This window comes from Wenzhouxiangella sp. YN9, assembly GCF_056324165.1.
On record NZ_JBJNIP010000115.1, the window covers coordinates 193,578 to 217,195 of the forward strand.

Here is a 23,618-nt window from a genome sequence, read left to right on the forward strand (position 1 = left end):
AGCGCCAAACGTATCAATTGCTGAAATGACCACGAATGCTGCCGGGGTACACTAAAGTCACAGCTGTCACTTTTCTGATTACTCGCCATTTCGTATGGTCGATTCCGCTCAATTGCTAACCGACTCCGCCGACAGCGAGCGCCGGCTTGCCGTGGGCGACTGGCGGCTGGATCAGGCGGCTGCGCTCGAGCCGGTGGTGGCGCGCGCCGGCGAGGCGGCGCGCGAGATCGACGCCTCGGCCATCGAGCAGCTGGATGCCGCCGGCGCCTATCTGCTGATCCGCGCCGCCCGTTCGCTGTCGGTCGAGCCCGAAAACATTCGCCTGGCGGCGGCCCACCGCCCGCTGTTCGAGACCGTGGCCGCTGCGCTGGCCGGCGACTGGCAGCAGGAGGTCGCACCGGCACCGCTGTGGCAGGAGTGGCTGGCCGGAATCGGCAAGACCGTGGCGCACGCCGGATACCACCTTGGCCGGCTCGTGGGTTTTCTCGGGCTGGCTCTCAGCCGCCTGGCGACGACCATGTTCCGGCCGTCGCAGTGGCGCGTGACGCCCACCGTTCACCATATGCAGCAGACCGGCCTGAACGCGCTGCCGCTGACGGCCCTGCTGGCTTTTCTGGTCGGCGCCGTGGTGGCTTATCTCGGCGCCACGGTGCTGCGCGACTTCGGCGCCGAGCTGTTCGTCGTCGACCTGATCACCTTTTCCTTTCTGCGCGAATTCGGCGTGCTGCTGGCCGCCATTCTGATGGCCGGGCGCACCGCCAGCGCCTTTACCGCCCAGATCGGCACCATGAAGGCGCGTGAAGAGCTGGATGCCATGCGCACGCTTGGCCTGGATCCAATCGTTCTGCTGGTGCTGCCGCGGCTGCTTGCGCTGGTGATCATGCTGCCCATTCTCGGGCTGCTGGCCACGCTGGCCGGGTTTGCCGGCGGCCTGGCGGTTTCGGTGCTGGGGCTGGGCATCGAGCCGGAGATGTTTCTTGCCCGAATGCGCGAGGCCGTCACCCTGCAGCACTATCTGGTGGGCCTGTGCAAGGCGCCGATCTTTGCTGCCACCATTGCGCTGATTGGCTGCCTGGAAGGACTCAAAGTGGCCGGAACCGCCCAGTCGGTGGGTGAGCGCACCACCTCGGCGGTGGTGCAGAGCATTACCCTGGTCATCATCATCGACGCCTTCGCGGCGGTGTTTTTCATGGAGCTGGGCTGGTGAGCGCGGCAGCAGCGGAACACGGCCCGGTGATCCGGGTTCGCGGGCTGGTCAACCGTTTTGGCACCCAGACCGTGCACGACGGGCTGGATCTCGACGTCGAGCGCGGCGAGATCCTCGGCGTGGTGGGCGGGTCCGGCAGCGGCAAGTCGGTGCTGATGCGCTCGATTCTGGGGCTGTTGCAGCCGCAGTCCGGCCTCATCGAAGTGTTCGGGCAGCGGGTCAACGGCAGCGGAGAGTCGCTGCGCACGCTGCGGCGCCGAACCGGCGTGCTGTTCCAGGACGGCGCGCTGTTTTCTTCACTGACCGTGCGCGAGAATGTCGAGGTGCCGATCCAGACGCATTATCCGGAGATCGACGGCGCGCTTCGCTGCGAGCTTGCCCGCCTCAGGATTCGTCTGACCGGCCTGCCGCTGACGGCTTGCGGCAAGTATCCTTCGGAGCTGTCGGGCGGCATGCGCAAGCGCGCCGGCCTGGCGCGGGCGCTGGCACTCGATCCCGAGCTGTTGTTTCTCGATGAACCCACCGCCGGGCTCGATCCCATTGGCGCTGCCGATTTCGACCGGCTGTTGCGTACCCTGACCGACGCGCTTGGCCTGACCGTGTTTCTGATCACGCACGATCTTGATACGCTCTACAGTATCTGCGATCGCATTGCCGTCATCGGCGACCGGCGCGTGCTGATCAACGATGGTCTCGAACAAGTCGAGGCCTTTGACCATCCCTGGGTCCAGGACTACTTCCACGGCCCGCGGGCACGCCAGGCCAGGCTGGCGCAGGCAGGAGGGACAAACTGATATGGAGCCACGGGCCAACCACGTATTGATCGGAGCCTTCACCCTGGCCGGCATGGTCTTGCTGGTGCTCGTCGGCCTGTGGTCCGCCAAGTGGGCTGCCGACGAGGCCTGGCAGGAGCTGGAGGTGCACTTCCTGCAGCCGGTGACCGGCCTGGCGTCCGGATCGAGCGTGCAGTACAACGGCATCACCATGGGCAGCGTGCGCGACCTGCGCCTGTCGCCGGATGATCCCGGGCGGGTGATTGCCGTCATTCGCCTGGAAGAACAGGCGCCGCTGCGTCAGGATACGACGGCGCGTCTTTCGGCCTCCGGGCTGACGGGGGTGTCGACCATCCAGCTGCGCGGCGGCAGCGCCGACAGCCCGCCGCTGAAGGCCGATCCCGAGCGCAAGCGCCCGGTGATCATCGCCGAGGAGTCGGGCCTGCAGCGCCTGATGGAGGCCTCCGAGGACATTGCCAGTACCGCCAGCGAGGTGATGCTGCGCCTGCTCGAGGTGCTCAGCGAGGAAAACAGCGAACGCGTCAGCGCCGCGCTGGCCAACATCGAGGACTTTACCGCGGCGCTCAACGTGGAGAGCGGCCGCTTTGGTCAGATTGTGCGCAACCTCGATCGGACCAGCGAGGAGCTGGCGCCGCTCATTCGCGAGGTTCGCGGCCTGGTGGAGGACATATCCGCCTCGTTTGCCCGCATCGAGCCGGTGCTGCTGGAGTCTTTCCCCAAGGCGGCCGAGTCGCTGCGCGAAGCGATGAGCCGCCTGGCCCGGACCGGCGAACGCATTGATGGTCTCGTGGCCGACAACGAGGCGGCTTTTTCCGGCCTGGGCGACCAGGTCATCACCCCGCTTGGGCCCGCGGTGCAGGAAATGCGCCAGCTGATCGACGAGCTGTCTGCCGTGACCGAGCGTTTCGAGCGCAACCCCGCCGGCTTCCTGTTGGGTGATGAGCGGCCAGAGGAGTACGAACCCTGATGAAACATTCTGTCTACCGGGCGCTGATGTGCCTGACTGTCGCGCTGCTGGCCAGCTCGTGCATGCTGGGTGGCGGCGAGGTCCGCTATCGGCTGATCGCCCCCCAGCTGGACGCAGAACCCGCGGCTGAACAACCGGGTGACAACGGCACGCTGGCCATTTCGCGTCCGCGTACCGACCGTACCCGTGATTCCAGCCGTATCCTGCTGCGCCGCGAGCGCACGCTGCTGCCCTGGGCAGGCGTGGCTTGGATCGACCGGGCACCGGATCTGGTGCAGACAATGCTGATTGAATATCTCGATGGCCGCGTCGCCACGGTGGGCGGATATGGCAGCCTGCCCGCGGACTACCGCCTTGATCTGGTCATGCACGGCTTCGAGTTTGCAGAAACCGAAACCGGGCTGCGCGCCGAGTTCGATATCGCGGCGCGCTTGTTCGACGCCGGCGGCGGGCTGGTGGCAACCCACCGGGTGGTTCGCCACGAGTCAGCCGAGGGAAATGCCATCGATCAGGCCCTGCCGGCCCTGGAATCGAGCCTGCGCCGGGCGTTTGCAGAGCTGTCCGACTGGCTGCAGGGGCGGCTGGGCACAGCGACAGCTTCGGGCGCCGAGCGCTGATTCAGTGAGCGGTGCGGCTGCCGTTGCCGCCGCGGCCGTGGCGATTGCCGGCAGTTTCGGCCTCGATCAGCTCGAGCAGCGGTTGCAGACGCCGCCGGAGCGAATGCAGATGCGGCTGCAGGCGCTCTGCCTGGCCCTGCTTGACCATGGCCAGCGCCTGTTCGATGTCGGGCGCCGCCTCGTCATCGTCCTGCGCCGGCTCCGGCGGATGGCTCTTGCCGGCCAGCCCGTCTTCGAGAATCTGGGCACCGTCGCGTCCGTTCATCGGCGGCGGCGTCTGGATGATGAAGCCGGCCTCCACCCCCAGCGCTTCGCCAGCCGGCCTCAGGCCCAGGGCGTCGAGATCGGGCAGGAAGCGTTGCTGCAGCTGCCGGGCGCCCTCGGCATCGGTAGCGGTGAGCAGGAAGCTGAAGGTTTCCGGTTCGGTCCGGAAGACCGTGTCTTCGCGGCGAATGCGTTGCCGAAGGGTGTCGCCGATGCGCTCGAGCGCGCGCGCGGCGTGCCGCTCGCCAAGCTCATCGAGCAGTTCTCCGAGCCCTGACAGGCGCAGATGCATCAGCACCAGCGGCTGTTGATGGCGCCTGGCGAAGCTCATCGCCTGGATCAGCCGCTCTTCGCAGTAACGCCGATTGCCAAGCCCGGTTTCAGGGTCGATATGGTGCGCCTGCTCGAGCAGGCGCAGGCGCCTGGCGGATCGCCCGCTGCGCGCATAGGCTTTGGCGCGGGCAGTCAGTTCGCTGGCCTGGAACGGTTTCGAGATGAAGTCGGTAGCGCCGAGCATCAGCGCGTGCTTGCGTTTGGCCTCGCCGTCTTCCTGACCGGTGATCAGCACCAGGGGCAGTTCCTTGAGGCGGGCCTGCTCGGCCTGCCTGATCTGCTGGAGCAGGTCGAAGCCGCTCCTGCCGGCCATCACCAGGTCGCTGAAAACGACTTCGATGCGCGGGTCGGTCTGCAGAAGATCCCAGGCCTGTTCCGCCGACTCTGCCAGCACCAGATCAAACTGCTTGCCCAGTATCTGATTGGCGCAGGCCCGCATCAGGCGGCTGTCGTCGACAAACAGGATTCGCGGCTGCCGCGAAGAAGATTGCGTGTGCGTGTCCATGCCGTACTCCTTGCAGCTCTCGTGCCATGTTGGTGTTCTGTTTGGACTGCATCAGCGACACGGGCGTCCGATTCCGCCTCGGCCACGCATTGCCGGGCGGCTTTTGCCCGCGGGCCGGTGACGGCAGCGGTCACTTGACGGCACAAAGCGGCAGGCGTTGATGCGGCCTTGACTTGCCCGCCGGGGCGCCAGAGACTGGCGCAGATGGGATGGATTGGCCGCAAGTTCGACAATCTGGGCAGCGCCGTGAGCGGGGCCGGCGGCGGCATGGGGCTGTCCCAGGCGCCGGCGTTTACCCACGCCTATCTGCAGCGTCTGGGAGGGCATCTGGACGAAGCCCGGCGAACGCTCGAGCTGGTCGAGCGCGGCGTATTGGTGCCGGAGCTGACGGCGCCGGAGCGGGCGCAGGCCGTGCGCGGTTTTGCCGACCGCGTGGCCGAGCTGGAGGCGACCCATGCCGCGATTGCCGATGCCTCGCCCCTGCTGCAGCCGATCATGATGCTGCAACACGGCGATTCCGCGATCGCTCGGCGCGCCTGGGAGGCATTCACGCCTGCGCTGCCCATCGATGCACCCTCCCTGATCTGGACCGCCGTTGGCGTTGTGCTGGCGCTGCTGACCTATGAGTTGATCAAGTCGCCCGGCCTGCTGCTGCGACGCCGGCGCTCGCTGCGCGCGCGCTGAGGCGCGGCAGTTGCTATCCTTGAGGACTTTATTCAACCAAGCGGAGTCAGCATGTTCTGCGTATCCCCCGAGCGCGCCATTCCCATTCACTCCCTGGATGCCGAAACGCTGGCCTCCTGGAAAGAGCAGGCCGACGCCACGGGCCGCAGCTGGGTCGAGGCCAGCGGCTTCAGCGCCCGGCCAGGCACGTTTCTGGCGGTACCCGACGATCAGGGCGCTCTGGCCTGCATTCTTGCCGGGCGTGAAAGCGATGATCGGCTCTGGGCGCTTGCCCACCTGCCCGGCGAGCTGCCCGCGGGTGATTATCGGCTGGCAAGCGACTGGTCGAGCGAAGAGGTTGAGCGCGCTGCCGTTGGCTGGGGCCTGGGCTGCTACCGTTTCGATCGCTACAAGAAAATGGATCGGCCGGCGGCACGTCTGGCGGTAGAAGCCGGGGCCGAGAAGCGCCTGCGGGTTTTGCTCGACGCCTCTTTTCAGATACGCGATCTGGTCAATACTCCGGCCAATGATCTGGGGCCGGGCGAGCTGGCCGATGTGGCCGACCAGCTGGCCGGCGAGTACGGCGCCCGCTGTGAGGTCATCGAGGGCGCGCGGCTCGAGCGCGAGTTCCCGGCCATACACGTGGTCGGGCAGGCCGCCAGCCGCCATCCGCGCCTTGTCCGCATGCAGTGGGGGCGCGACGATGCCCCGGCACTGGCCCTGGTGGGCAAGGGCGTGATCTTCGATTCCGGCGGACTCAACGTCAAGCCCGGCGCCGGCATGGTGCTGATGAAGAAGGACATGGGCGGTGCCGCGCACGTGCTCGGCCTCGCGCGGGTGATCATGGCCATGGGCCTGGACGTCAATCTGCGGGTCTACATTCCGGCGGTGGAGAACGCGATTGCGGGCAATGCCTATCGGCCCTCGGATATCATCTCCACCCGCAAGGGCACCAGCGTGGCCATTGGCAACACCGATGCAGAGGGTCGTGTGGTGTTATCGGATGCGCTCACCCTGGCCTGCGAAGAGGGGGCTGAGCGCGTGATTGATTTTGCCACCCTGACCGGGGCCGCACGCGTTGCCCTGGGCGAAGATCTGCCGCCCATCTACGGCCGCGACACCGCGACGGTCCGGGAGATTCAGGATCTGAGCTTTTCGCTGGAGGACCCGGTGTGGCCCATGCCGCTGTTCGCGCCCTATCGCCAGCAGATCGAACCAGCCATCGCCGATCTTTCCAATACCGGCACCTCGAGTTTTGCCGGCAGCGTGACCGCAGCGCTGTTCCTGGATCATTTCGTGGCCGCTGATGTCGATTGGCTGCACCTTGATATCTATGCCTGGAATCAGTCGGATCGCCCCGGGCGTCCGGCCGGAGGCGAGGTGCAGGGGCTGCGCAGCATGTGGCAGTGGCTGGAGTCGGTCTACGGTTGAGGTGCATGCGCCCGCGGCCGGCGTCGGGGGGTGTTGCAGGCGCAACAATGAGGTTAGGATAAAGACTGGTGGACAACGCGCACAGGCTGCGCACAAAGCAGGAGAGAGATCATGCGTTACATGTGGATTGCAGTCGCCGTTCTGGCGCTGGCTGCTTGCCAGTCCGAAGAAGCTGATCAGATCGAGGACGCTGGCGACAAGGCGGCCGAAGCCGTGGAAGAGGCCGGCGAGAAGACCGCCGACGCCTTTGACGAGGTCAGGGACAGAAGCCGGGAGGTCGGGGAGAGTGCGGCCGAGTCGGTTGACGAGAGTGTCGAGGCCGCTGAAGACGCCGTTGACGACAGCGTCTGGGAGAGAACACGCGAGCTGGCTGAAGAAGCCCGCGACAAGGCTGAAGAGGCGCTTGCCGCCGCCGACGACAAGGGCAGCGAGGCCTGGCAGGAAACGCGGGAAGCTGCTGCGCAGGCGCGCGAGCGGGCCGAAGAAGCCTGGGAAAAGGTCAGCGAGCAGGCCGGTGATACCTGGGAAGGCGCCAGCGCCAGAGCGCGGGAAGCCTGGCAGGAAGCCAACGATGCCTGGGATCGACTGGCCGAGCGCGCCGACGAGGCAACCGACGACGACGGTGAGCCGCAGTAGACCGCTGACCACCCGATCGGTCCAGCGACAAGACCAGCGCCGCCCCGCATGCGGGGCGGCGTTGCTTTCACAAACTTGTTTCCAAGCACAGCAGGGTAGCAGCAGACGGTGACAGACAGCTATCGCCCCGGCGAGCTCGAGCCGGTAATCCAGCGTTTCTGGGAAGAGCGCCACGCGAATCGTGCCGAATCCGGCGACGGCGAGCGGTTTTATTGCCTGAGCATGTTTCCCTACCCTTCGGGCCGGTTGCACATGGGCCACATGCGCAACTACACCATCAGCGACGTGATTTCTCGCTATCAGCGCATGCAGGGCAGGCGCGTGCTCCAGCCGATGGGCTGGGACGCTTTCGGTCTGCCGGCCGAGAATGCCGCCATGGCCAACGGCGTGCCCCCGGCGCAATGGACCCGTGAAAACATCGCGCACATGCGCGAGCAGCTCAGGCAGCTGGGTTTTGCCATCGACTGGGAGCGCGAGCTGGCGACCTGCGACCCGGAATACTATCGCTGGAACCAGTGGTTTTTCCTGCGCCTGCTCGAGCGCGGCATTGCCTACAAGAAGACCGGCACGGTCAACTGGGACCCGGTCGACCAGACCGTGCTGGCCAACGAGCAGGTCATCGACGGCAAAGGCTGGCGCACCGGCGCGACCGTCGAAAAGCGCGAAATCCCGATGTATTACCTGCGCATTACCGACTACGCCGACGAGCTGCTCCAAAGCCTTGATGGCCTTGACGGCTGGCCCGAGCGCGTGCGCGCCATGCAGGCCAACTGGATCGGCAAGAGCGAGGGTGCCGAGGTCGACTTCGCCTGTGGTGAGGAGACGATCAGGGTCTTCACCACCCGTCCCGACACGCTGATGGGGGCGACTTTCATGGCGGTGGCCGCTGAGCATCCGCTTGCCAGGCAGGCGGCTGAAGGCAATCCCGAGCTGACCGCCTTCATTGCCGAATGCCAGCAGGGCGGCGTGTCGGAAGCCGATATTGCGGCGCAGGAAAAGAAGGGCATGGACACCGGGCTGAAAGCCGTCCACCCGCTGACCGGTGACGAACTTCCGGTCTGGGTTGCCAACTATGTGCTGATGGCCTATGGCGAGGGCGCGGTCATGGCCGTTCCCGCGCATGACGAGCGCGACTTCGCTTTTGCCCTGAAATACGGCCTGCCGATTCGGCAGGTCATCAGCCTGCCGGAGCAGCGGCAATACGATGATCGCCAGTGGCACGATGACTATGCCGAAAGCGCTGGCCATCTGGTCAACTCCGGTCGTTTCGACGGCCTTGCCTGGTCTCAGGGTTTCGATGCCATCGTCGCCGAGCTCGAACAGCGCGGTGCCGGCCGGGCCCGCACGCAGTTTCGTCTGCGCGACTGGGGTGTCTCGCGCCAGCGTTACTGGGGCTGTCCGATTCCGATCATTCACTGCCCCGAATGCGGCGACGTGCCGGTGCCCGATGCCGATCTGCCGGTGACCCTGCCCGAGGATCTGGTGCCCGACGGCTCGGGCAACCCTCTCAGTCGGCATCCGGAATTTCTCGAGGTCGACTGCCCCGAATGCGGCGCCGACGCCCGGCGCGAGACCGATACGCTGGACACCTTTGTCGACTCGGCCTGGTATTTTCTGCGCTATACCTGCCCCGACAATGATCAGGCGATGGTGGACGAACGCGCCGATCAGTGGATGCCGGTCGATCAGTACATCGGCGGCATCGAGCATGCCATTCTGCACCTGCTCTATGCGCGCTTCTGGACCCGGCTGATGCGTGACCAGAAGCTCATCGAGATCGACGAACCCTTCGCCCGCCTGCTGACTCAGGGCATGGTGCTGGCCGAGACCTACTACCGTGAGGAGGAGTCCGGTCGCAGGATCTGGTTCAATCCGGCCGACGTGGAGGTCCAGCGCGACGGCAAGGGGGAGGTGCTCAGCGCGGTGCTCAAGGCCGACGGCAAGGCAGTCGAGCCCGGCGGCATCGAGAAGATGGCCAAGTCCAAGAACAACGGGGTGGACCCGCAGACGCTGGTCGATACCTGGGGCGCCGACACCGTACGCCTGTTTTCGATGTTTGCCGCGCCGCCCGAACACTCGCTGGAGTGGTCCGAGGCCGGCGTCGAGGGTGCCTGGCGTTTTCTCCGGCGACTGCATGCCGGTGTGCAGGCCCACGTGGCCGCAGGGGCTCTGCCCGGCCAGCGGCCCGATGCCCTTGACGGTGACGCGCGCGAGCTGCGCCGGCAGCTGCACGAAACCATTGCCAAGGTCGGCGATGACATGGGCCGGCGCCAGACCTTCAATACCGCCATCGCTGCGACCATGGAGTTCTGCAACCAGCTGCAGCGATTCACGGCGACCGACGAGCCCGGGCGAAAGCTGGCTCAGGAAGCCTGGGAGGCGGTGGTACGGCTGATTGCCCCGGTGACGCCGCACCTGGCCGAGTCCCTGTGGCACGATCTCGGGCGCGAAGGGTCGGTGTTCGAGGCCGGCTGGCCGGCGGTTGACGAGTCTGCCCTGGCGCGCGCTGCCGTGACCATTGTGGTGCAGGTCAACGGCAAGGTGCGCGGTCGCATCGACGTGCGCCCGGGGGCCGACCGCGACAGCGTTCAGCAGGCCGCCATGGGTGATGACAACGTCGCCCGCCATCTCGAGGGCAAGCAGGTGCGCAAGGTCATTCTGGTGCCCGACAAGCTGCTCAATATCGTGGTCGGCTGATGCAGCGCGCGATCGGCATCGTGTTTCTGGCCGCACTGGTCGGCGCCTGCGGCTTTCAGCTGCGCGGCGATGCCCGCCTGCCGGAGTTCATGAGCCGCACGCACGTGGCCGTAGGCGATGACAGCACCGTTTTTGCCCGCGAGCTGAGCCTGTTGCTCGAGGCCAATGGTGTCGATCTCCTGTCGTCGCCGGCCTCCGATGCGGCGACGCTGCGCATCGACTCGCAGCGCATGTGGCGCGAGCCGCTTTCGGTTTCAGGCCAGGCTCGTGTGCGTGAGTATCTGCTGGTTTTCGAGGTGTACTGGCGGCTTGAAGATGCCGCCGGCGAGACCGTGCTCGAGCGCGATCGCCTCAGCGTCACGCGTGACTACAGTTTTGACGAAAAGGAAATTCTGGCCGCGCAGCGCGAAGAAGAGTTCCTGCGCGCTGACCTCAGCCGCTCGATGGCAGCACGAATGCTCCGGCGCCTGGAGGCGCTGGCCGGCGCCAGATCGTGAAACTGTTTCCGGAAAAGCTGCCGCAGCGACTCGATCGGGGCCTCGATCCGGTTTATCTGGTGGCCGGCCAGGAGCCGTTATTGATCGAGGAGGCCTGCGACGCCATACGCCAGGCCGCGCGCAAGGCCGGCGTGGCCGAGCGTCTGGTGCTGGAGGCCGATGCGCGCTTCGACTGGAGCCAGCTGGAGTCTGCTACCGAGACCACCTCTCTTTTTGCCACCCGGCGCCTGGTGGAAGTGCGCCTGCCCTCGGGCAAGCCCGGCCGCGAGGGCGGGGCCGCGTTGCGTGCTTTCGTCAAGTCCGGCAGCGACGACGTCCTGCTGGTCAAGTGCGATGCCTGGGAGATGGCCAGCGAAAGGACCGCGTGGGTCAAGGCGCTGGATCAGGCCGGTGTCTATGTACCCTGCTGGAAGGTCAAGCCGCAGCGCCTGGTGCAGTGGATCAGCCAGCGATTGTCGCGCCGCGGCATCCGCGCCGATGAGTCCGCCTGCCGCTTTCTGGCCGAGCGCCTGGAAGGCAACCTGCTGGCGGCAGCCCAGGAGATCGAACGCCTGGCGCTGCTTTATCCCGGCGGGCAGATCGGACTCGAGCAGGTGCGGGCGGCGGTGGCCGACAGCGCTCGCTTTGACAGCTTTCGCCTGGTCGAGCTGGTGTTTGCCGGCCAGGCGGGCGCGGCGGTGCGCTGTGTTCGCGGCCTGCGCGAGGCCGACACGCCGATGCCGCTGGTCGTCGGTGCTCTGGCGCGCGAACTGCAGACCATCGGCAGCTTCCAGATGCTGGCGCGCACGCAGTCGCCGGGGCAGGCGTTTCAGGCTCTGGGCATATGGAAAAGCCGTCAACAGCCGATCGCCGATGCTGCGCGTCGGCTGTCCGTGGCGGTGGTGGCCCGGGCGCTGTCGGAGCTGTCGGATCTTGATCAGTTGTCCAAGTCGACCGGCCGCGAGATGTTCTGGCTTCGGCTCGAGCGCCTGTGCGTGGCGCTGGCGACCAATCGCTGGGAGTTCTGCGCGGCATGAATCAGGCGACGGTCGTTTTCGGCGGCACCTTTGATCCGGTGCACTATGGGCATTTGCGCGCCGCCTCGGAGGTCTGTGAACGACTGGCGGCGGATGATTTCCGCCTGCTGCCGGCAGGCGAGCCGCCGCACCGCGATGACACCGTGGCCGCAGCCGGTCATCGTCTGGCCATGCTCGAGCTGGCGCTGGCGCCGTACCCCGACCTGACCGTCGACGAGCGTGAGGTGCGGCGCGACGGGCCCTCCTACATGGTGGAGACGCTGGCCTCCATTCGCGAACAGGCGGGCTCGCGACCGCTGATTCTGTGCCTGGGTCAGGATGCGGCCAATCATCTCAACGAGTGGCATCGCTGGCGAGAGCTGGTGGCCCTGGCGCACCTGGTGGTCATGCAGCGCCCCCGCAGCCAGGCGAAATACGCCGCTGAAGTGGCTGAACTGTTCGATGAGCGGCGGGTTGGCCGACTCGACGAGCTGATGACAAGCCCTGCCGGCCGGGTGGGTTACCTCGGCGTGACCCAGCTGTCGATTTCATCCACCGATATCCGCCGTCAGCTTGCCGCCGGACGCGATCCGAGATTCCTGTTGCCGGCGACTGTGCTGGCCTACATCCGCAAGCACGGGCTCTATCAACGGCCTTTTGCCCGGTGACAATCCGGTCGCAAATGCTGAACTTCACGCGGACAAGGCGTAAAATGCCCCCTGTGTACAGTCATGGATGATTCGTTGAAGCAAACAGAACTGCTTGACCCGCAGCAGCTGCGGGAACTCGTCGTCGCTGTCCTGGAAGACGCCAAAGGCCAGGACATTCAGGTCATCGACCTGTCCGGGCGCAGCAGCTTTGCCGACTACATGGTGATTGCCTCGGGTACTTCGCCGCGTCAGGTCAAGGCCATGGCCGACCGGCTGGTGCAGCGCGTCAAAAGCCGCGGCATTCAGCCGCTGGGCACGGAAGGGGGGGCTGAGGCGGAATGGGTGCTGGTCGACCTGGCCGATGTCGTCGTTCATCTCATGCAGCCACAGACTCGCGCCTTCTACAACCTTGAAAAGCTCTGGTCGGCGCCGCCCGCGGCACGCGCTCAGGCCTGATCGCGCCCGAGAATGCGTGCCGATTCGTGGATCTGGTTGTCGCCAGCGTAGGAACCCGGGCGCCCTCCTGGATCACGGCAGGCTGGCGGGAATACGCCCGGCGAATGCCCGCTTCCACGCCGTTGCGTCTGGTCGAGGTGCCGGTTGCCGGCAAGGCCGGCGCAGGTCGGGAGGCATCCCTGGAGGCCGAGCGTCTGCTCGCCCGACTGCCCCGGCGCGCACGGGTGGTCGTTCTGGAGATTGCCGCCCGGGCCTGGTCGACGGAAAAACTGTCGTCGCGGCTTGAGCACTGGCGGCTGGGCGGCGAACCGGTCTGGTTCTTGATCGGCGGAGCCAACGGGCTCGATGCCGCTGTGGTCGAGCGCGCCCATGAGCACTGGTCGCTGGGCCCGGCGACCCTGCCGCACATGCTGGTGCGCGTCCTGGTGGCTGAGCAGCTTTACCGGGCGTCGACGATTCTGAGCGGGCATCCTTATCATCGGGCCTGAGGCTTGATGCTGGTTGGCTGGTTGCGCTCGGGCCAGCTCGCCTTCTGTTGCATTCTGTCAGCCTCACCGCATAATCGTTGCGAACCAGCCAACCACAGACCCGATGAACGATCCCGCGAACACACCGCCTCGCCTGATCCTCGCTTCCGCTTCTCCCCGCCGCCGTGAGTTGCTGTCGCTGTTCGCGCTGGATTTTGACATCGAGCCGGCGCATATCGATGAAACCGCGGCCGCGAACGAGACGCCTGCGGCCCTGGTCCGGCGGCTGGCGCGCGAAAAGGCGCTGGCCGTTCACGCGCGCTGCAGTGATCATTTCGTGCTCGGCGCGGACACCGTAGTGGTCATCGACGGCGAGTGTCTGGGCAAGCCGGCCGACGATGATGAGGCCCGCGCCATGCTCGGGCGGCTGTCCGGCCGCGAGCACCAGGTGCTGTCGGCGGTGGCCCTGGTCGGGCCCGATGGAGCGAGCCGGGAACGTTTGCGCGATACCCGGGTCGAAATGGCGCAGCTGCCGCTGGCCTGGATCGAGCGCTATGTCGCCTCGGGCGAGCCGCACGACAAGGCCGGAGCCTATGGCATTCAGGGCAGCGCCGGCATCTGGGTGCGCTCGATTACGGGCAGTTATTCGGCCGTGGTGGGCCTGCCGCTGTTTGTCACCGGCGAACTGCTGCGCGAGGCCGGCCTGGCAAGCTGAGGGCGGCGCGGGCGACCAGGCCTCGATTTTTCTGCGCAATGCTATTCTTGCGCGTTGTGCAATCCTTGAGCGAATGGCCCGGCCGTGAGTGACGAAATCCTGATCAACATATCGCCGACCGAACGGCGCGTGGCGGTGGTCGAGAGCGGCCTGCTGCAGGAGCTCTATCTGGAGCGCAGCGGCGACGCCAGCCATGTCGGCAACATCTATATGGGCCGGATCGAGCGAGTATTGCCGGGCATGCAGGCCGCCTTCGTCAATATCGGCCTGGAGCGCACGGCTTTTCTGCACGCTGCCGATATCGTGCCGCGCCAGCCCGAACTCGACGTCAGCGGTGAGCTGCGGCCCGTTCCGCCGATCTCAGAGCTGGTGAGGCAGGGTCAGAAACTGCTGGTGCAGGTCGTCAAGGACCCGCTGGGCAGCAAAGGCGCCCGTCTGACCATGCAGCTGAGCATTCCTTCGCGCTATCTGGTGCTCTTGCCCGGGGTCCAGAGCCTGGGCGTTTCCGTGCGCATTGAAATCGAGGCCGAGCGCGAGCGCCTGCGCAACGAGCTGCGCGAGATGATCGCCGAAGACTCCGAGCACGGTTTCATCATTCGCACCAATGCCGAGGGCATCGAACCCGAGGCGCTGGCAGGCGATCTGAGATACCTGCGGCGGCTGTGGCCGCGCATCGAGGCCGATGCCGAAAACGCCGCGCCCGGCAAGCTGGTGTACGAGGATCTCTCGCTGCCCTACCGCTCGCTCAGGGATCTGATGCATGGCGATGTCGAGAAGGTGCGCATCGACGAGCGCGGAACGTTCAAGCGCGCGCTGCGTTTCGCCGGCGAATTCTTCCCGGAGTGGGCCGATCGCATCGAGTTCTATGGCGGCGACCGGCCGCTGTTCGATCTGTATGGTGTCGAAACCGAAATCGAGCGCGCCCTCGATCGCAGCACGCCGCTGAAATCGGGTGGCCACCTGACTGTCGATCAGACCGAGGCGATGACCACCGTCGACGTCAATACGGGTTCTTATCTGGGCTATCGCAATCTCGAGGAAACCGTTTTCAAGACCAATCTCGAGGCGGCACAGGCCATCGCCCGCCAGCTGCGGCTGCGCAATCTCGGCGGCATCATCATCATCGACTTCATCGACATGAGCGAGGATGACCACAAGCGCCAGGTGCTCAGAACCTTGCAGCGGGCGCTGGCCCGCGATCATGCGCGCACGACGGTTTCGGAAATCTCGCCGCTGGGCCTGGTGGAAATGACGCGCAAGCGCACCACCGAGAGCCTCGAGCATCGCTTGTCGGAGCCCTGCCCGACCTGTGAAGGGCGCGGCCGCATCAAGAGCGTCGATACGATCTGCTCGGAGATCTTTCGCGAGATCATGCGCGCGGTGCGCCAGTTCGACACCGGGCAGATGCGCGTCATGGCCTGCCCAAAGGTGGTTGATCGCATGCTCGAGGAGCACCATGGCTCGATTGCCGAACTGATCGAGCAGCTCGGCACCAGTATCCACCTTCAGCCTGAAGATCAGTACGACCAGGAACAGTTCGACGTGGTTCTGCTTTGAGGCAACCTGCCGGTCACGATGCGTCGCCGGCCATGCGTTCGCTCGCGCAGCGTCTGCGCCAGTGGCTGGCTGCCCTGGCGGCGGTGGCCATCATTGCCACCGCGGTCATCGTCGGCCTGGGCCGCTTGCTGATTCCCTACGCCGATGAGTTACGGCCCTGGCTGGAAGACAGTCTCTCCGAGCGGCTTGGTCAGCCGGTTTCGATCGCGCGCGTCCAGGCACGCTGGCCGCGCCTGACCCCGCAGATCACGCTGGTGGGCCTGCGTGCCGGGCCCGCAGCCAACCCGCTCATCGACGCGGCCACGGCCAGGCTGGAGCTGCACCTGCCCGACCTGCTGCGCTCCGGGCGCAATCCTTTCCGTCTGGTGGTGCTGGACCTCGAGCTGATGCTGGCCCAGGACGAGCGTGGACGCTGGGGGCTGCACATGCACAACGACAGCGCGTCTCGTCCTGACGCGGCGGCCGGGCAGGGGCTGGCCGGTGATCTGCTGGTGCGCGACGTGCGCATTCAAATCCGGCCGCGTTCCGGGCCACCGCTGGACCTGGTCATCAGCGAAGGCGAAATCCGGCGCCGCGGCGCACAGACGGCCCTGGTGGCGCGCGCACATCCGGCCTCGGCGCCCGAGGCCGAGCTGCTGCTGACCCTGCTGGGCGAGCAGGTCGACGGGCAGTTGCGGGCCATGAGCGGTCGCGTGCGGCTGGCCCGGCTGCAGCTTGAAGCGCCGGGAATGGAACGCCTGCTCCCCGATTTTTTGCGCGTGCCGCCGAACCAGCTCAATGCCGAGCTGAGCTTTCGCTGGCATCACCAGCAGGGCGGCTGGGCCGAGCTGGAGTTCCAGCTTGATGGCGAACGGGGTTTCGATCTTGACGGTGCGCTGCGCGTCGAGCGTCTCGGCCGCCGTCTGGACGCGGAAATCCGGCATTTGCGCCAGGGCGGGCAGATCGTGGCCCGCGATCTGGTCGTCGCCCACGACGGCGAGCGCTGGGCGGCGTCGGCGCCGCGACTCGACCTGTCGGCGCTGCACACACTGTTTGGCCGCTGGCTGGGGCGGTGGTCGCACTGGCCTGATTCGATGGCCGGTCGGGTCAGCGATCTCGAGCTGCTGTATCGGCATCCGGGCTCCCTGCAGCGCCTGTCGGGCCAGGTCGACGGGCTGAGCTTCGAGTTGCCCGATGATCGTCTGAGCCTCGCCGACGTGGACGTCCGCCTGGGCGTATCCGGCGATCGCGCCGCGCTCTCGCTTTCGGGCAGCCCGGTCGTGGACTGGCCCGCCAAGATGCGCCAGCCGATTCCTGTGGAGACGGTGTCGGGACGGGTGATTGTCTCGCCCCGGGCGGTGCAGCTCGACAATATTGTCGCCACCCGTCCGGAGGCCGAGGGTCGCGCCGCCGGCTGGGTGTGGCTGGGCGGCGGGCGGCCGTTCATGGACTTTACCGTGGTTGCCGAGCGCATCGACGCCGTTGATCCGCGCCCCTGGCTGCCGGCCGGGCAGATTCCGCCGCGGGCGCTTGAGTGGCTCGATCATGCCCTGCTGGGGGTGGGGTCGGCCAGCGGCGGGCTCAACTATCATGTCCGTTTGGGGCGCCGGTTCAGAAACTGGCGTGCCGGCGATTTTCAGGCCTGGGCCGATTTTAAGTCGGCCCGCCTCGACTACTGGGAGGGCTGGCCACAGGCCCGCGAACTGGATGGCCGCGTTGATTTCATCGGTCGCAGCATGCAGGCCCGTGTCGATCAGGGCCGGCTGGGCCCGGTGCCGCTGTCTGCCGAACGAATCGCCATTGACAATCTCGCCGAGCCGCGAGTGGCGATCGACCTTGCCGCCGAGACGGTCGCCGCCGCGGATGTTTACGCCACGGTAGCCGGGCTGCCGCTTGAAGGCTGGTCGCGCTTTGTCGATCCGGTCGCTGCGAGCGGGTCGCTGTCTCTGGATCTCGGGCTGGTTCTGCCGGTGCGCAACATGTCGGAATGGCAGCTTTCAGGCCAGCTGCAGCTTGCAGAAACGACGCTGAGCCTGCCGATGGCCGGCCTGCGGTTGCCCGAGCTGGTCGGCAGCGTGAGTTTTGATCGCGAAGGCATCGACGCCACGACTCTGCAGCTGGCCGGGCCCGAGTCGCACCATCTTTCCCTGGCCGCCGGCTTCTCGGCACCGGCGTGGCTGGAGCTGGAAGGCGTGGCGCCGCTGGCACGCCTGGCCGCCCAACAGCCGCCGGCCTCCACTCTGGCGCAGCGAGTGGCCGGCGCCGCGCGCTGGCGGGTGACTCTGGCTGGCCACCCCGCCGGCGGCTGGCGGCTGGCGGCGCGCTCGAACCTTGATGACGTGGCCCTGCATTGGCCCGAGCCGCTGGGCAAGCCCGCGGGCGAGGCCATGCCGCTGGAGCTGCGGCTGCGCGGTCACGATCAGGCGCTGGCTGTCAGCGGGCGTCTGGGTGACAAGCTCAGCCTGACCGCTGAACGCCGCCAGGCCGGGTGGCGCCTGGCCGCCGGCATCGGTCAAGGTGCCCCAGCGCTGCCGTCGGCGCCCGGCTTCGAGTTGGGCGCGCAGATCGAGCGACTCGACCTGGCGGCCTGGAGTGACTGGATTTCCGGGTTTGTCGACCTTGCCCCGGAAGCTGCCGCGCCCGTTCAGGGCCATCTGCGGATGCAGGTGGGCCAGCTGGCCTATGGCCGACTGCAGATCAGCGATGTCAACCTGGAAGCCCAGCGCCTGGCGCAGCGCTGGCAGCTGCGGTTGGCAGGTGAATCGGTCGCGGGTACGGTCTCGATTCCGATGCCTGTCGATTCCGGCCGCGTCGTTGCCGTCGCGCTCGACCGTCTGACGCTTGACAGGCTGCTGCAGGAGGCGCCGGTGGTGGATCTGGCCCAGGCGCCGTTTCCGCGACAGACCCACACCCGCGTGCCGACCCGGTTTCCGCCCATGCACGTGCTGATCGAAGCGCTCGCCTACGGCGATCTCGAGCTCGGGCGTGCGCGTATCGAGACCCACGCCCGTCAGGACGGCATCGAGATCGAGCGTGTCGAGATCAAGGGGCCGCATCTGGAAGCAAGCGGCTACGGCCGCTGGATCCTGGGGCCTGAGCGCCCCCTGACCGAGTTCATGGGGCGCCTGATCAGCACCGACCCCGAGGCTCTGCTGACCAGCCTGGGCCATGCCTCGCGCTTCGAGGCAGCCCGGGCGCAGATCGAGATCGACGGCCGCTGGCCGGGCGCGCCTTCCGACTTCAGCCTGGCCCGCCTGAGCGGCAATCTGGAGGTGATGATGCGCGACGGCAGAATTCCCGAGGCCCAGCCAGGCGCGGGCCGCCTGCTGGGGCTGGTCAGCCTGAGCGCCGTTCCGCGCCGCCTGATGCTCGATTTTCGCGATGTTTTCGGTCAGGGTCTGAAGTTCGATCGCATCCGCGGTCGTTTCGAGCTCGACAGCGGTATTGCCCATACCGATGGGCTGCGCCTCGACTCGCCGGCAGCCGAGATCAGTGTTTACGGGCGCACCGATCTGGCAACGAAAGCCTATGATCAGACCATCGTTGTCGAGCCCGGTGTCAGCGGCACGCTGCCGGTCATCGGTGGTCTGGCCGGCGGGCCGGCCGGCGCTGCCGCCGGGCTGGTACTGCGCAGCCTGCTGGAGCGCCCCCTGGAGGGCCTCGCCGAAGCCCGCTATCGGGTCACCGGTGCATGGTCGGATCCCGTGGTGGCGCTGATCGACGCCCGCGCCGCCGAGCCCGAGTCGCTGCCGCCGGAGTCCGACTCACAAGCGGAGTCGGAAGCGGAGCCTGAGCCTGAATCTGAACCTGAACAGAGCAGTGAAGCCAACGAATTGCCGCCGCCGGATTGAAAGCGCGCGGTCCTGACCGGATATCCCCTGCATCATGTATGAACAAGTACTCGACAGCCTGCTGGCTCCGGCCGACGTGGGCGAAAAAGAACTGGAGCTGGCGCTTGGCCGGCTGATGTCTTCGCAGATCGATTTCGGCGAACTGTATTTCCAGCGCCGGATCGGTGAAAGCTGGATGCTCGAGGACGGCGCAGTCAAGGGCGGCAGCTATGACTCCGACCAGGGTGTGGGTGTGCGCGCTGTCGCCGGTGCCGGCAGCGGCTTTGCCTATGCCGACTCGATGGCGCTACCGGCCCTGCTGGATGCCGCCGGTAGCGCTCGGGCCATTGCCCGTGCCGGCGGCAGCGGCATGGTGCGCGTTGGTCAGCCGCTGACGGTGCCGGCGCGCTACGCTGCCCACGACCCGGTCTCGCACGGAAAGTCATCCGATCGCGTCGAGCTGCTGCGCACCATCGATGCCTACGTGCGCTCGCTCGATACGCGCATCAGCCAGGTCAGCGTCAATCTCGCTGCCAGCCACGATTCGATTCTGGTTGCGGCCACCGATGGCGTGCTCGCCGGCGACGTACGCCCGCTGGTGCGTCTGGACATCCGCGTTCTGATGGAAGACGACGGCCGGCGCGAGCAGGGCATGTCCGGTGGCGGTGGCCGCTGGTCTCTGGAGGCGGTGATGGCGCCGGAGTTCTGGCAGGAGCACGCGCGTGAGGCGGTGCGTGTTGCCGCGCTCAATCTGGTGGCCGAGCCGGCACCGGCCGGGTACATGACGGTGGTGCTCGGCCCCGGCTGGCCCGGCGTGCTGCTGCACGAGGCGGTGGGCCACGGCCTCGAGGGCGACTTCAATCGCAAGGGCGTTTCGGCCTTTTCCGGGCGCATGGGCGAGCGCGTGGCGACCGAGGAATGCACCGTGGTCGACGACGGCACGCTCGATGGCCGCCGCGGCTCGCTGAGCATCGACGACGAGGGCACGCCCACCGCCTGCAACACCCTGATCGAGAACGGCCGCCTGGTTGGCTACATGCAGGACAAGCTCAACGCCAGATTGATGGGCGGCCAGTCGACCGGCAACGGTCGGCGGGAATCGTTTGCTCACCTGCCGATGCCGCGCATGACCAACACCTACATGCTGCCGGGCAAGCATGACCCCGGCGAAATCTTGGCGTCAGTCGATGACGGCATCTACGCCGTCGGCTTCAACGGCGGCCAGGTGGATATCACTTCGGGCAAGTTCGTGTTTGCCGCATCCGAAGCTTACCGCGTGAAAAACGGCAAGGTCGCTGCGCCGATCAAGGGCGTGACCCTGATCGGCAACGGTCCTGACGTGCTCACGCGCGTGGGCATGGTCGGCAATGATCTGGCGCTCGATGCGGGCGTCGGCGTGTGCGGCAAGGAAGGGCAGGGGGTGCCGGTCGGCGTCGGCCAGCCGACGCTGCGGGTTGACGGTCTGACCGTCGGGGGGACGGGATGAGCACAGCTGAATTGACCCATTCGGACCATACCGTGCTGCTGCACGACCCCGACCGCGAGACCGAGCTGCTGGTGGGCATTGCCCAGCGCGTGCTCGATCGCGCGCGCGCCGGCGGCGCCGACCAGGCCGAGGTGGCGCTGGGCTCCAGTCTGGGGCGTGAGGCAAGCGTTCGCCTGGGCGAGGTCGAAACGCTGGAAGAGGCGCGCGATCGCAGCGTTCAGGTGACCGTCTATCTGAACCAGTGCAGCGGCAGCGCCAGTACCGGCGATCTGCGCCCGGAGATGATCGACGAAACCGTGGCGCGGGCTCTGGCGATTGCCCGCAACACGCAGCCTGACCGCGCAGCGGGCCTGGCGGAGGCCGGGTTGATGGCCAGCGACTTTCCGGACCTGGATCTGTGGCATCCGCGAGACATTGCCCTGGACGATCTCGTCGAGCGCGCGCTGGCCATCGAACAGGCCGGTCGGGACGCCGATGAGCGCATCGACAACTCCGAAGGCGCGGGCGTGGCGACCGAAGCCAACCTGGCGGTCTATGCCAACAGCCACGGTTTTGTGGGCCGCATGCGCGGCACCAGCTTTTCACAAAGCTGCGTACTGATCGCCCGGGACGATTCGGGCATGCAGCGCGATTATGATTTTGACACCCGGCGCTGCTGGCAGGATTTGAATGCGCCGCAGGCAACCGGCGCTGAAGCCGCCCGTCGAGCGCTGCGGCGGTTGGGCGCCGGGCGCGTTACCACCGGCCGCATGCCGGTGCTGTTTGCCCCCGAGGTTGCGCGTGGCCTGATAGGCCACCTGATCGCCGCCGTGTCCGGTGGCAGCCTGTATCGGCGCAGCAGCTTCCTGCTCGATGCAATGGGCGAGCGCGTGCTGCCGGCCTGGGCATCACTGATCGAGCGTCCGCGGCTGCCCCGGGCTGCCCGTTCGGCTGCTTTCGACGCCGACGGGGTGGCCACGCGTGAATCGCCGCTGGTCGCCGACGGCGTGCTTTCACGCTATGTCCTGAGCAGTTACTCGGCGCGGCGTCTGGGGCTGGAGACGACGGCCAACGCCGGCGGTGTGCATAATCTGGAGCTGGTCGGGGGCACGCATGATTTTGATGCGCTGCTGGCCGAAATGGGGGATGGCGTGCTGGTCACCGAGCTGATGGGGCAGGGCGTTAATATCGTTACCGGCGACTATTCTCGCGGCGCCAGCGGCTTTCGCGTTCGCAACGGCCAGCTTGCCGGGCCGGTCGAGGAAATCACCATCGCCGGCAACCTGCGCGAGATGTTCGCCAATCTGGTTGCCGCGGGCACCGACGTGGATGCCCGCCACAACGTCCGCACCGGCTCACTGCTGGTCGATTGGATGACCGTCGCCGGGCAGGATCAGTAAGCACTCGCCAACCCGACAGCGTCAACGCTGCAAAGAAGGGCGCGAAGCACGCGAACAGAAGTCACGGCGTACTGACGCAGTGACTTTCAGCGGGCCTGCTTCGCGCCCTCCGGATCGCGCTTGCAGAGGGTGCCGAGCGCTCAACCCTCCGCCATGCCGGCATCGTCCTGACGAACGCCTTCGATCGAGAGGATGATCTCGACGTTCTGCGAGGCGGGGCCGAGATCGTAGTCAATGCCGAAGTTTTCGGGCGCGAAAGTCGTGCGCCCCTCAAAGCCGCGGCGGAAGCCGCCCCAGGGGTCCTCGCCGGCGCCGATCTGCGTCAGTTCGATTTCGATTTCCCGGGTCTTGCCCCGCAGCGTGAAGTCGCCGGTCACGCGATAGCGGTCTTCGCCCAGGGGCTCGAAACCGGTGGATTCGAAGCGGGCTTCGGGATGGTTTTCGACGTCGAGGAAGTCATCGCTCCTCAGGTGTCGGTCGCGGCGCGCGTGGTTGCTGTCAACGCTGGCGGTGCGGATCGTTGCCTGCACGGCGGAGTTTTCGGGCTGGTCAGGGTCGAAGGTGAACTCGCCTTCGAAATCGTTGAAACGACCGTAGAGCCAGGAATAGCCCAGGTGCGAGATCCTGAACTGCACGAAGGCATGCATGCCCCCGGTGTCGATCAGGTAGCGTTCAGCGGCCTGCAGCGGCAAAGCCAGGGCCAGCGCACACAGCGCCGTGATCAGGCGAATCTTCATTTGTCTTGATCTCCGATGGACAGTACACAAGCCGCGCATTATTACATCTGGCGTTCGGGGCGTCGGCGCGGGCTGCGGCAATTCAGTCATGGTTCATTGCCGACGGTTAAGCTGCTGGCATGAATCCGATGCGAATCAGCCAGATTCTGTTGCTGGCCCTGCTTCTGTCCGCGCCCGGTCTGGCGCCGGCGGTTGATGACGCCATGCGCTGCGGGCAGCGCCTCGTCAAGGCCGGTGATCCGATCTGGCGAGTGGCCGACCGCTGCCCCGAGCCCTTCTGGCAGGAGAGCTACGATCGGCCCCGGGCGGTGAGCCGGCACGGACGCATTTTTGGAGTTGATCGGGTCGAGCGGTGGACGATCAACTTCGGCGCGAGCCGTTTCATGCGCCAGCTGGAGTTCGTCAACGGGCGGCTTTCACGCATCAGGAATCTGGGATACGGCACCGAATACACACCCGGCAGCCGCGGCTGCGGCCCCTATGAGTTGACTCGTGCGGGCGACACCATCGCCGAGATCTTCGCTCGCTGCGGTGCGCCCGATCACCGCTACGAGCTGCCCGCTTTTGGTTATCATGGCGGCGGTCCGGCTGGCCGGCACCAGGTGTGGACCTATCGCTTCGGGCCGCGACAGCAGGCTCGGGAAGTGCGCTTTCTGAACGGCCGGTTGCGGCAGATTTCTCCGCTCTGATACGCCCTGCGCGGGCTTCGTCCGAGCGGTTTTCATCGGCCGCTTTGTCCGGCCCGCCCGAACGCAG

Annotated in this window: 21 protein-coding genes; 19 read left to right on the plus strand and 2 right to left on the minus strand. The window is 66.7% G+C overall.

All coding sequences use genetic code 11. The features are described from left to right. Positions 1-112: 112 nt before the first annotated feature. The 4 genes from ACEWQ0_RS12910 to ACEWQ0_RS12925 are packed head-to-tail and all read left to right on the plus strand — an operon-like array spanning position 113 to position 3,585. Positions 113-1,207, plus strand: a complete 1,095-nt coding sequence (locus tag ACEWQ0_RS12910; protein WP_476485533.1) for an MlaE family ABC transporter permease — start codon at positions 113-115, stop codon at positions 1,205-1,207. Continuing rightward, positions 1,204-2,001, plus strand: coding sequence for an ABC transporter ATP-binding protein (locus ACEWQ0_RS12915; RefSeq protein WP_476485534.1), 798 nt, complete (start codon positions 1,204-1,206; stop codon positions 1,999-2,001). Before ACEWQ0_RS12910 ends, ACEWQ0_RS12915 begins: the two co-directional genes overlap by 4 nt. A 1-nt stretch (position 2,002) precedes the next feature. Next, positions 2,003-2,968, plus strand: a complete 966-nt coding sequence (locus ACEWQ0_RS12920) for an MlaD family protein (protein ID WP_476481386.1) — start codon at positions 2,003-2,005, stop codon at positions 2,966-2,968. Then, complete coding sequence (locus ACEWQ0_RS12925; protein ID WP_476481385.1) at positions 2,968-3,585, plus strand: ABC-type transport auxiliary lipoprotein family protein; 618 nt, start codon at positions 2,968-2,970, stop codon at positions 3,583-3,585. Before ACEWQ0_RS12920 ends, ACEWQ0_RS12925 begins: the two co-directional genes overlap by 1 nt. 1 nt (position 3,586) lies before the next feature. Here the strand turns inward: ACEWQ0_RS12925 and ACEWQ0_RS12930 are convergent, their stop codons facing one another. Then, the gene (locus ACEWQ0_RS12930; RefSeq protein WP_476481384.1) at positions 3,587-4,687 is read right to left on the minus strand and encodes a GGDEF domain-containing response regulator; all 1,101 of its coding nucleotides are present in this window, start codon (positions 4,685-4,687) and stop codon (positions 3,587-3,589) included. Positions 4,688-4,891: 204 nt separating this feature from the next. Between ACEWQ0_RS12930 and ACEWQ0_RS12935 the strand changes: the two genes are divergently transcribed. From ACEWQ0_RS12935 to pmbA, 14 genes are all read left to right on the plus strand, one after another. Further along, positions 4,892-5,371, plus strand: coding sequence for a DUF2937 family protein (locus tag ACEWQ0_RS12935; RefSeq protein WP_476481383.1), 480 nt, complete (start codon positions 4,892-4,894; stop codon positions 5,369-5,371). A gap of 51 nt (positions 5,372-5,422) precedes the next feature. Next, positions 5,423-6,781, plus strand: coding sequence for a leucyl aminopeptidase family protein (locus ACEWQ0_RS12940; RefSeq protein ID WP_476485535.1), 1,359 nt, complete (start codon positions 5,423-5,425; stop codon positions 6,779-6,781). Between the two features lie 111 nt (positions 6,782-6,892). After that, a complete protein-coding gene (locus ACEWQ0_RS12945; RefSeq protein WP_476485536.1) occupies positions 6,893-7,417 on the plus strand; it encodes a hypothetical protein in 525 nt (174 codons plus the stop codon). Positions 7,418-7,525: 108 nt separating this feature from the next. Continuing rightward, on the plus strand, positions 7,526-10,114 hold the full coding sequence (gene leuS, locus ACEWQ0_RS12950; RefSeq protein ID WP_476481380.1) for a leucine--tRNA ligase: 2,589 nt from the start codon (positions 7,526-7,528) through the stop codon (positions 10,112-10,114). Next, positions 10,114-10,611: an LPS-assembly lipoprotein LptE gene (locus ACEWQ0_RS12955; protein ID WP_476481379.1), complete on the plus strand. Its 498-nt coding sequence runs from the start codon at positions 10,114-10,116 to the stop codon at positions 10,609-10,611. The genes leuS and ACEWQ0_RS12955 overlap by 1 nt, the downstream gene beginning before the upstream one ends. Further along, a complete protein-coding gene (holA, locus tag ACEWQ0_RS12960; protein WP_476481378.1) occupies positions 10,608-11,627 on the plus strand; it encodes a DNA polymerase III subunit delta in 1,020 nt (339 codons plus the stop codon). The genes ACEWQ0_RS12955 and holA overlap by 4 nt, the downstream gene beginning before the upstream one ends. Then, positions 11,624-12,274 carry a nicotinate-nucleotide adenylyltransferase gene (nadD, locus tag ACEWQ0_RS12965; protein WP_476481377.1) on the plus strand — a complete coding sequence of 217 codons (651 nt, stop codon included), beginning with the start codon at positions 11,624-11,626 and terminating at the stop codon, positions 12,272-12,274. The genes holA and nadD overlap by 4 nt, the downstream gene beginning before the upstream one ends. A 75-nt stretch (positions 12,275-12,349) precedes the next feature. Continuing rightward, positions 12,350-12,712 (plus strand): ribosome silencing factor, encoded by a 363-nt coding sequence (gene rsfS / locus ACEWQ0_RS12970; protein WP_476481376.1) that lies wholly within the window; start codon positions 12,350-12,352, stop codon positions 12,710-12,712. Positions 12,713-12,738: 26 nt separating this feature from the next. Then, complete coding sequence (gene rlmH, locus ACEWQ0_RS12975) at positions 12,739-13,200, plus strand: 23S rRNA (pseudouridine(1915)-N(3))-methyltransferase RlmH (RefSeq protein ID WP_476481375.1); 462 nt, start codon at positions 12,739-12,741, stop codon at positions 13,198-13,200. 103 nt (positions 13,201-13,303) lie between these two features. Then, complete coding sequence (locus ACEWQ0_RS12980; protein WP_476485537.1) at positions 13,304-13,894, plus strand: Maf family protein; 591 nt, start codon at positions 13,304-13,306, stop codon at positions 13,892-13,894. Between the two features lie 84 nt (positions 13,895-13,978). Next, positions 13,979-15,451 (plus strand): ribonuclease G, encoded by a 1,473-nt coding sequence (gene rng / locus ACEWQ0_RS12985; RefSeq protein WP_476481373.1) that lies wholly within the window; start codon positions 13,979-13,981, stop codon positions 15,449-15,451. Positions 15,452-15,483: 32 nt separating this feature from the next. Beyond that, complete coding sequence (locus ACEWQ0_RS12990) at positions 15,484-19,281, plus strand: YhdP family protein (RefSeq protein WP_476485538.1); 3,798 nt, start codon at positions 15,484-15,486, stop codon at positions 19,279-19,281. Between the two features lie 34 nt (positions 19,282-19,315). Further along, positions 19,316-20,746 (plus strand): metalloprotease TldD, encoded by a 1,431-nt coding sequence (tldD, locus tag ACEWQ0_RS12995; RefSeq protein ID WP_476481371.1) that lies wholly within the window; start codon positions 19,316-19,318, stop codon positions 20,744-20,746. Continuing rightward, entirely contained in the window at positions 20,743-22,125 is a 1,383-nt protein-coding gene (pmbA, locus tag ACEWQ0_RS13000) for a metalloprotease PmbA (RefSeq protein ID WP_476481370.1), read from the plus strand. The genes tldD and pmbA overlap by 4 nt, the downstream gene beginning before the upstream one ends. 140 nt (positions 22,126-22,265) lie before the next feature. Here pmbA and ACEWQ0_RS13005 read toward each other — a convergent pair whose 3' ends face one another. Further along, entirely contained in the window at positions 22,266-22,862 is a 597-nt protein-coding gene (locus ACEWQ0_RS13005; RefSeq protein ID WP_476481369.1) for a YceI family protein, read from the minus strand. Between the two features lie 119 nt (positions 22,863-22,981). On the opposite strand from ACEWQ0_RS13005, the gene ACEWQ0_RS13010 reads away from it, so the two are divergent. After that, a complete protein-coding gene (locus ACEWQ0_RS13010; RefSeq protein ID WP_476481368.1) occupies positions 22,982-23,551 on the plus strand; it encodes a DUF2845 domain-containing protein in 570 nt (189 codons plus the stop codon). Positions 23,552-23,618 lie beyond the last annotated feature (67 nt).

Bases quoted from the DNA above. Each gene is read 5' to 3' on its own strand.
- ACEWQ0_RS12925 (WP_476481385.1), top strand. From the start codon at position 2,968: ATGAAACATTCTGTCTACCGGGCGCTGATGTGCCTGACTGTCGCGCTG.
- pmbA (WP_476481370.1), top strand. From the start codon at position 20,743: ATGAGCACAGCTGAATTGACCCATTCGGACCATACCGTGCTGCTGCAC.
- ACEWQ0_RS12935 (WP_476481383.1), top strand. From the start codon at position 4,892: ATGGGATGGATTGGCCGCAAGTTCGACAATCTGGGCAGCGCCGTGAGC.
- ACEWQ0_RS13005 (WP_476481369.1), bottom strand. From the start codon at position 22,862: ATGAAGATTCGCCTGATCACGGCGCTGTGTGCGCTGGCCCTGGCTTTG.
- tldD (WP_476481371.1), top strand. From the start codon at position 19,316: ATGTATGAACAAGTACTCGACAGCCTGCTGGCTCCGGCCGACGTGGGC.
- ACEWQ0_RS13010 (WP_476481368.1), top strand. From the start codon at position 22,982: ATGAATCCGATGCGAATCAGCCAGATTCTGTTGCTGGCCCTGCTTCTG.
- ACEWQ0_RS12920 (WP_476481386.1), top strand. From the start codon at position 2,003: ATGGAGCCACGGGCCAACCACGTATTGATCGGAGCCTTCACCCTGGCC.
- ACEWQ0_RS12940 (WP_476485535.1), top strand. From the start codon at position 5,423: ATGTTCTGCGTATCCCCCGAGCGCGCCATTCCCATTCACTCCCTGGAT.
- ACEWQ0_RS12980 (WP_476485537.1), top strand. From the start codon at position 13,304: ATGAACGATCCCGCGAACACACCGCCTCGCCTGATCCTCGCTTCCGCT.
- nadD (WP_476481377.1), top strand. From the start codon at position 11,624: ATGAATCAGGCGACGGTCGTTTTCGGCGGCACCTTTGATCCGGTGCAC.
- ACEWQ0_RS12955 (WP_476481379.1), top strand. From the start codon at position 10,114: ATGCAGCGCGCGATCGGCATCGTGTTTCTGGCCGCACTGGTCGGCGCC.
- ACEWQ0_RS12930 (WP_476481384.1), bottom strand. From the start codon at position 4,687: ATGGACACGCACACGCAATCTTCTTCGCGGCAGCCGCGAATCCTGTTT.
- ACEWQ0_RS12990 (WP_476485538.1), top strand. From the start codon at position 15,484: ATGCGTTCGCTCGCGCAGCGTCTGCGCCAGTGGCTGGCTGCCCTGGCG.
- ACEWQ0_RS12945 (WP_476485536.1), top strand. From the start codon at position 6,893: ATGCGTTACATGTGGATTGCAGTCGCCGTTCTGGCGCTGGCTGCTTGC.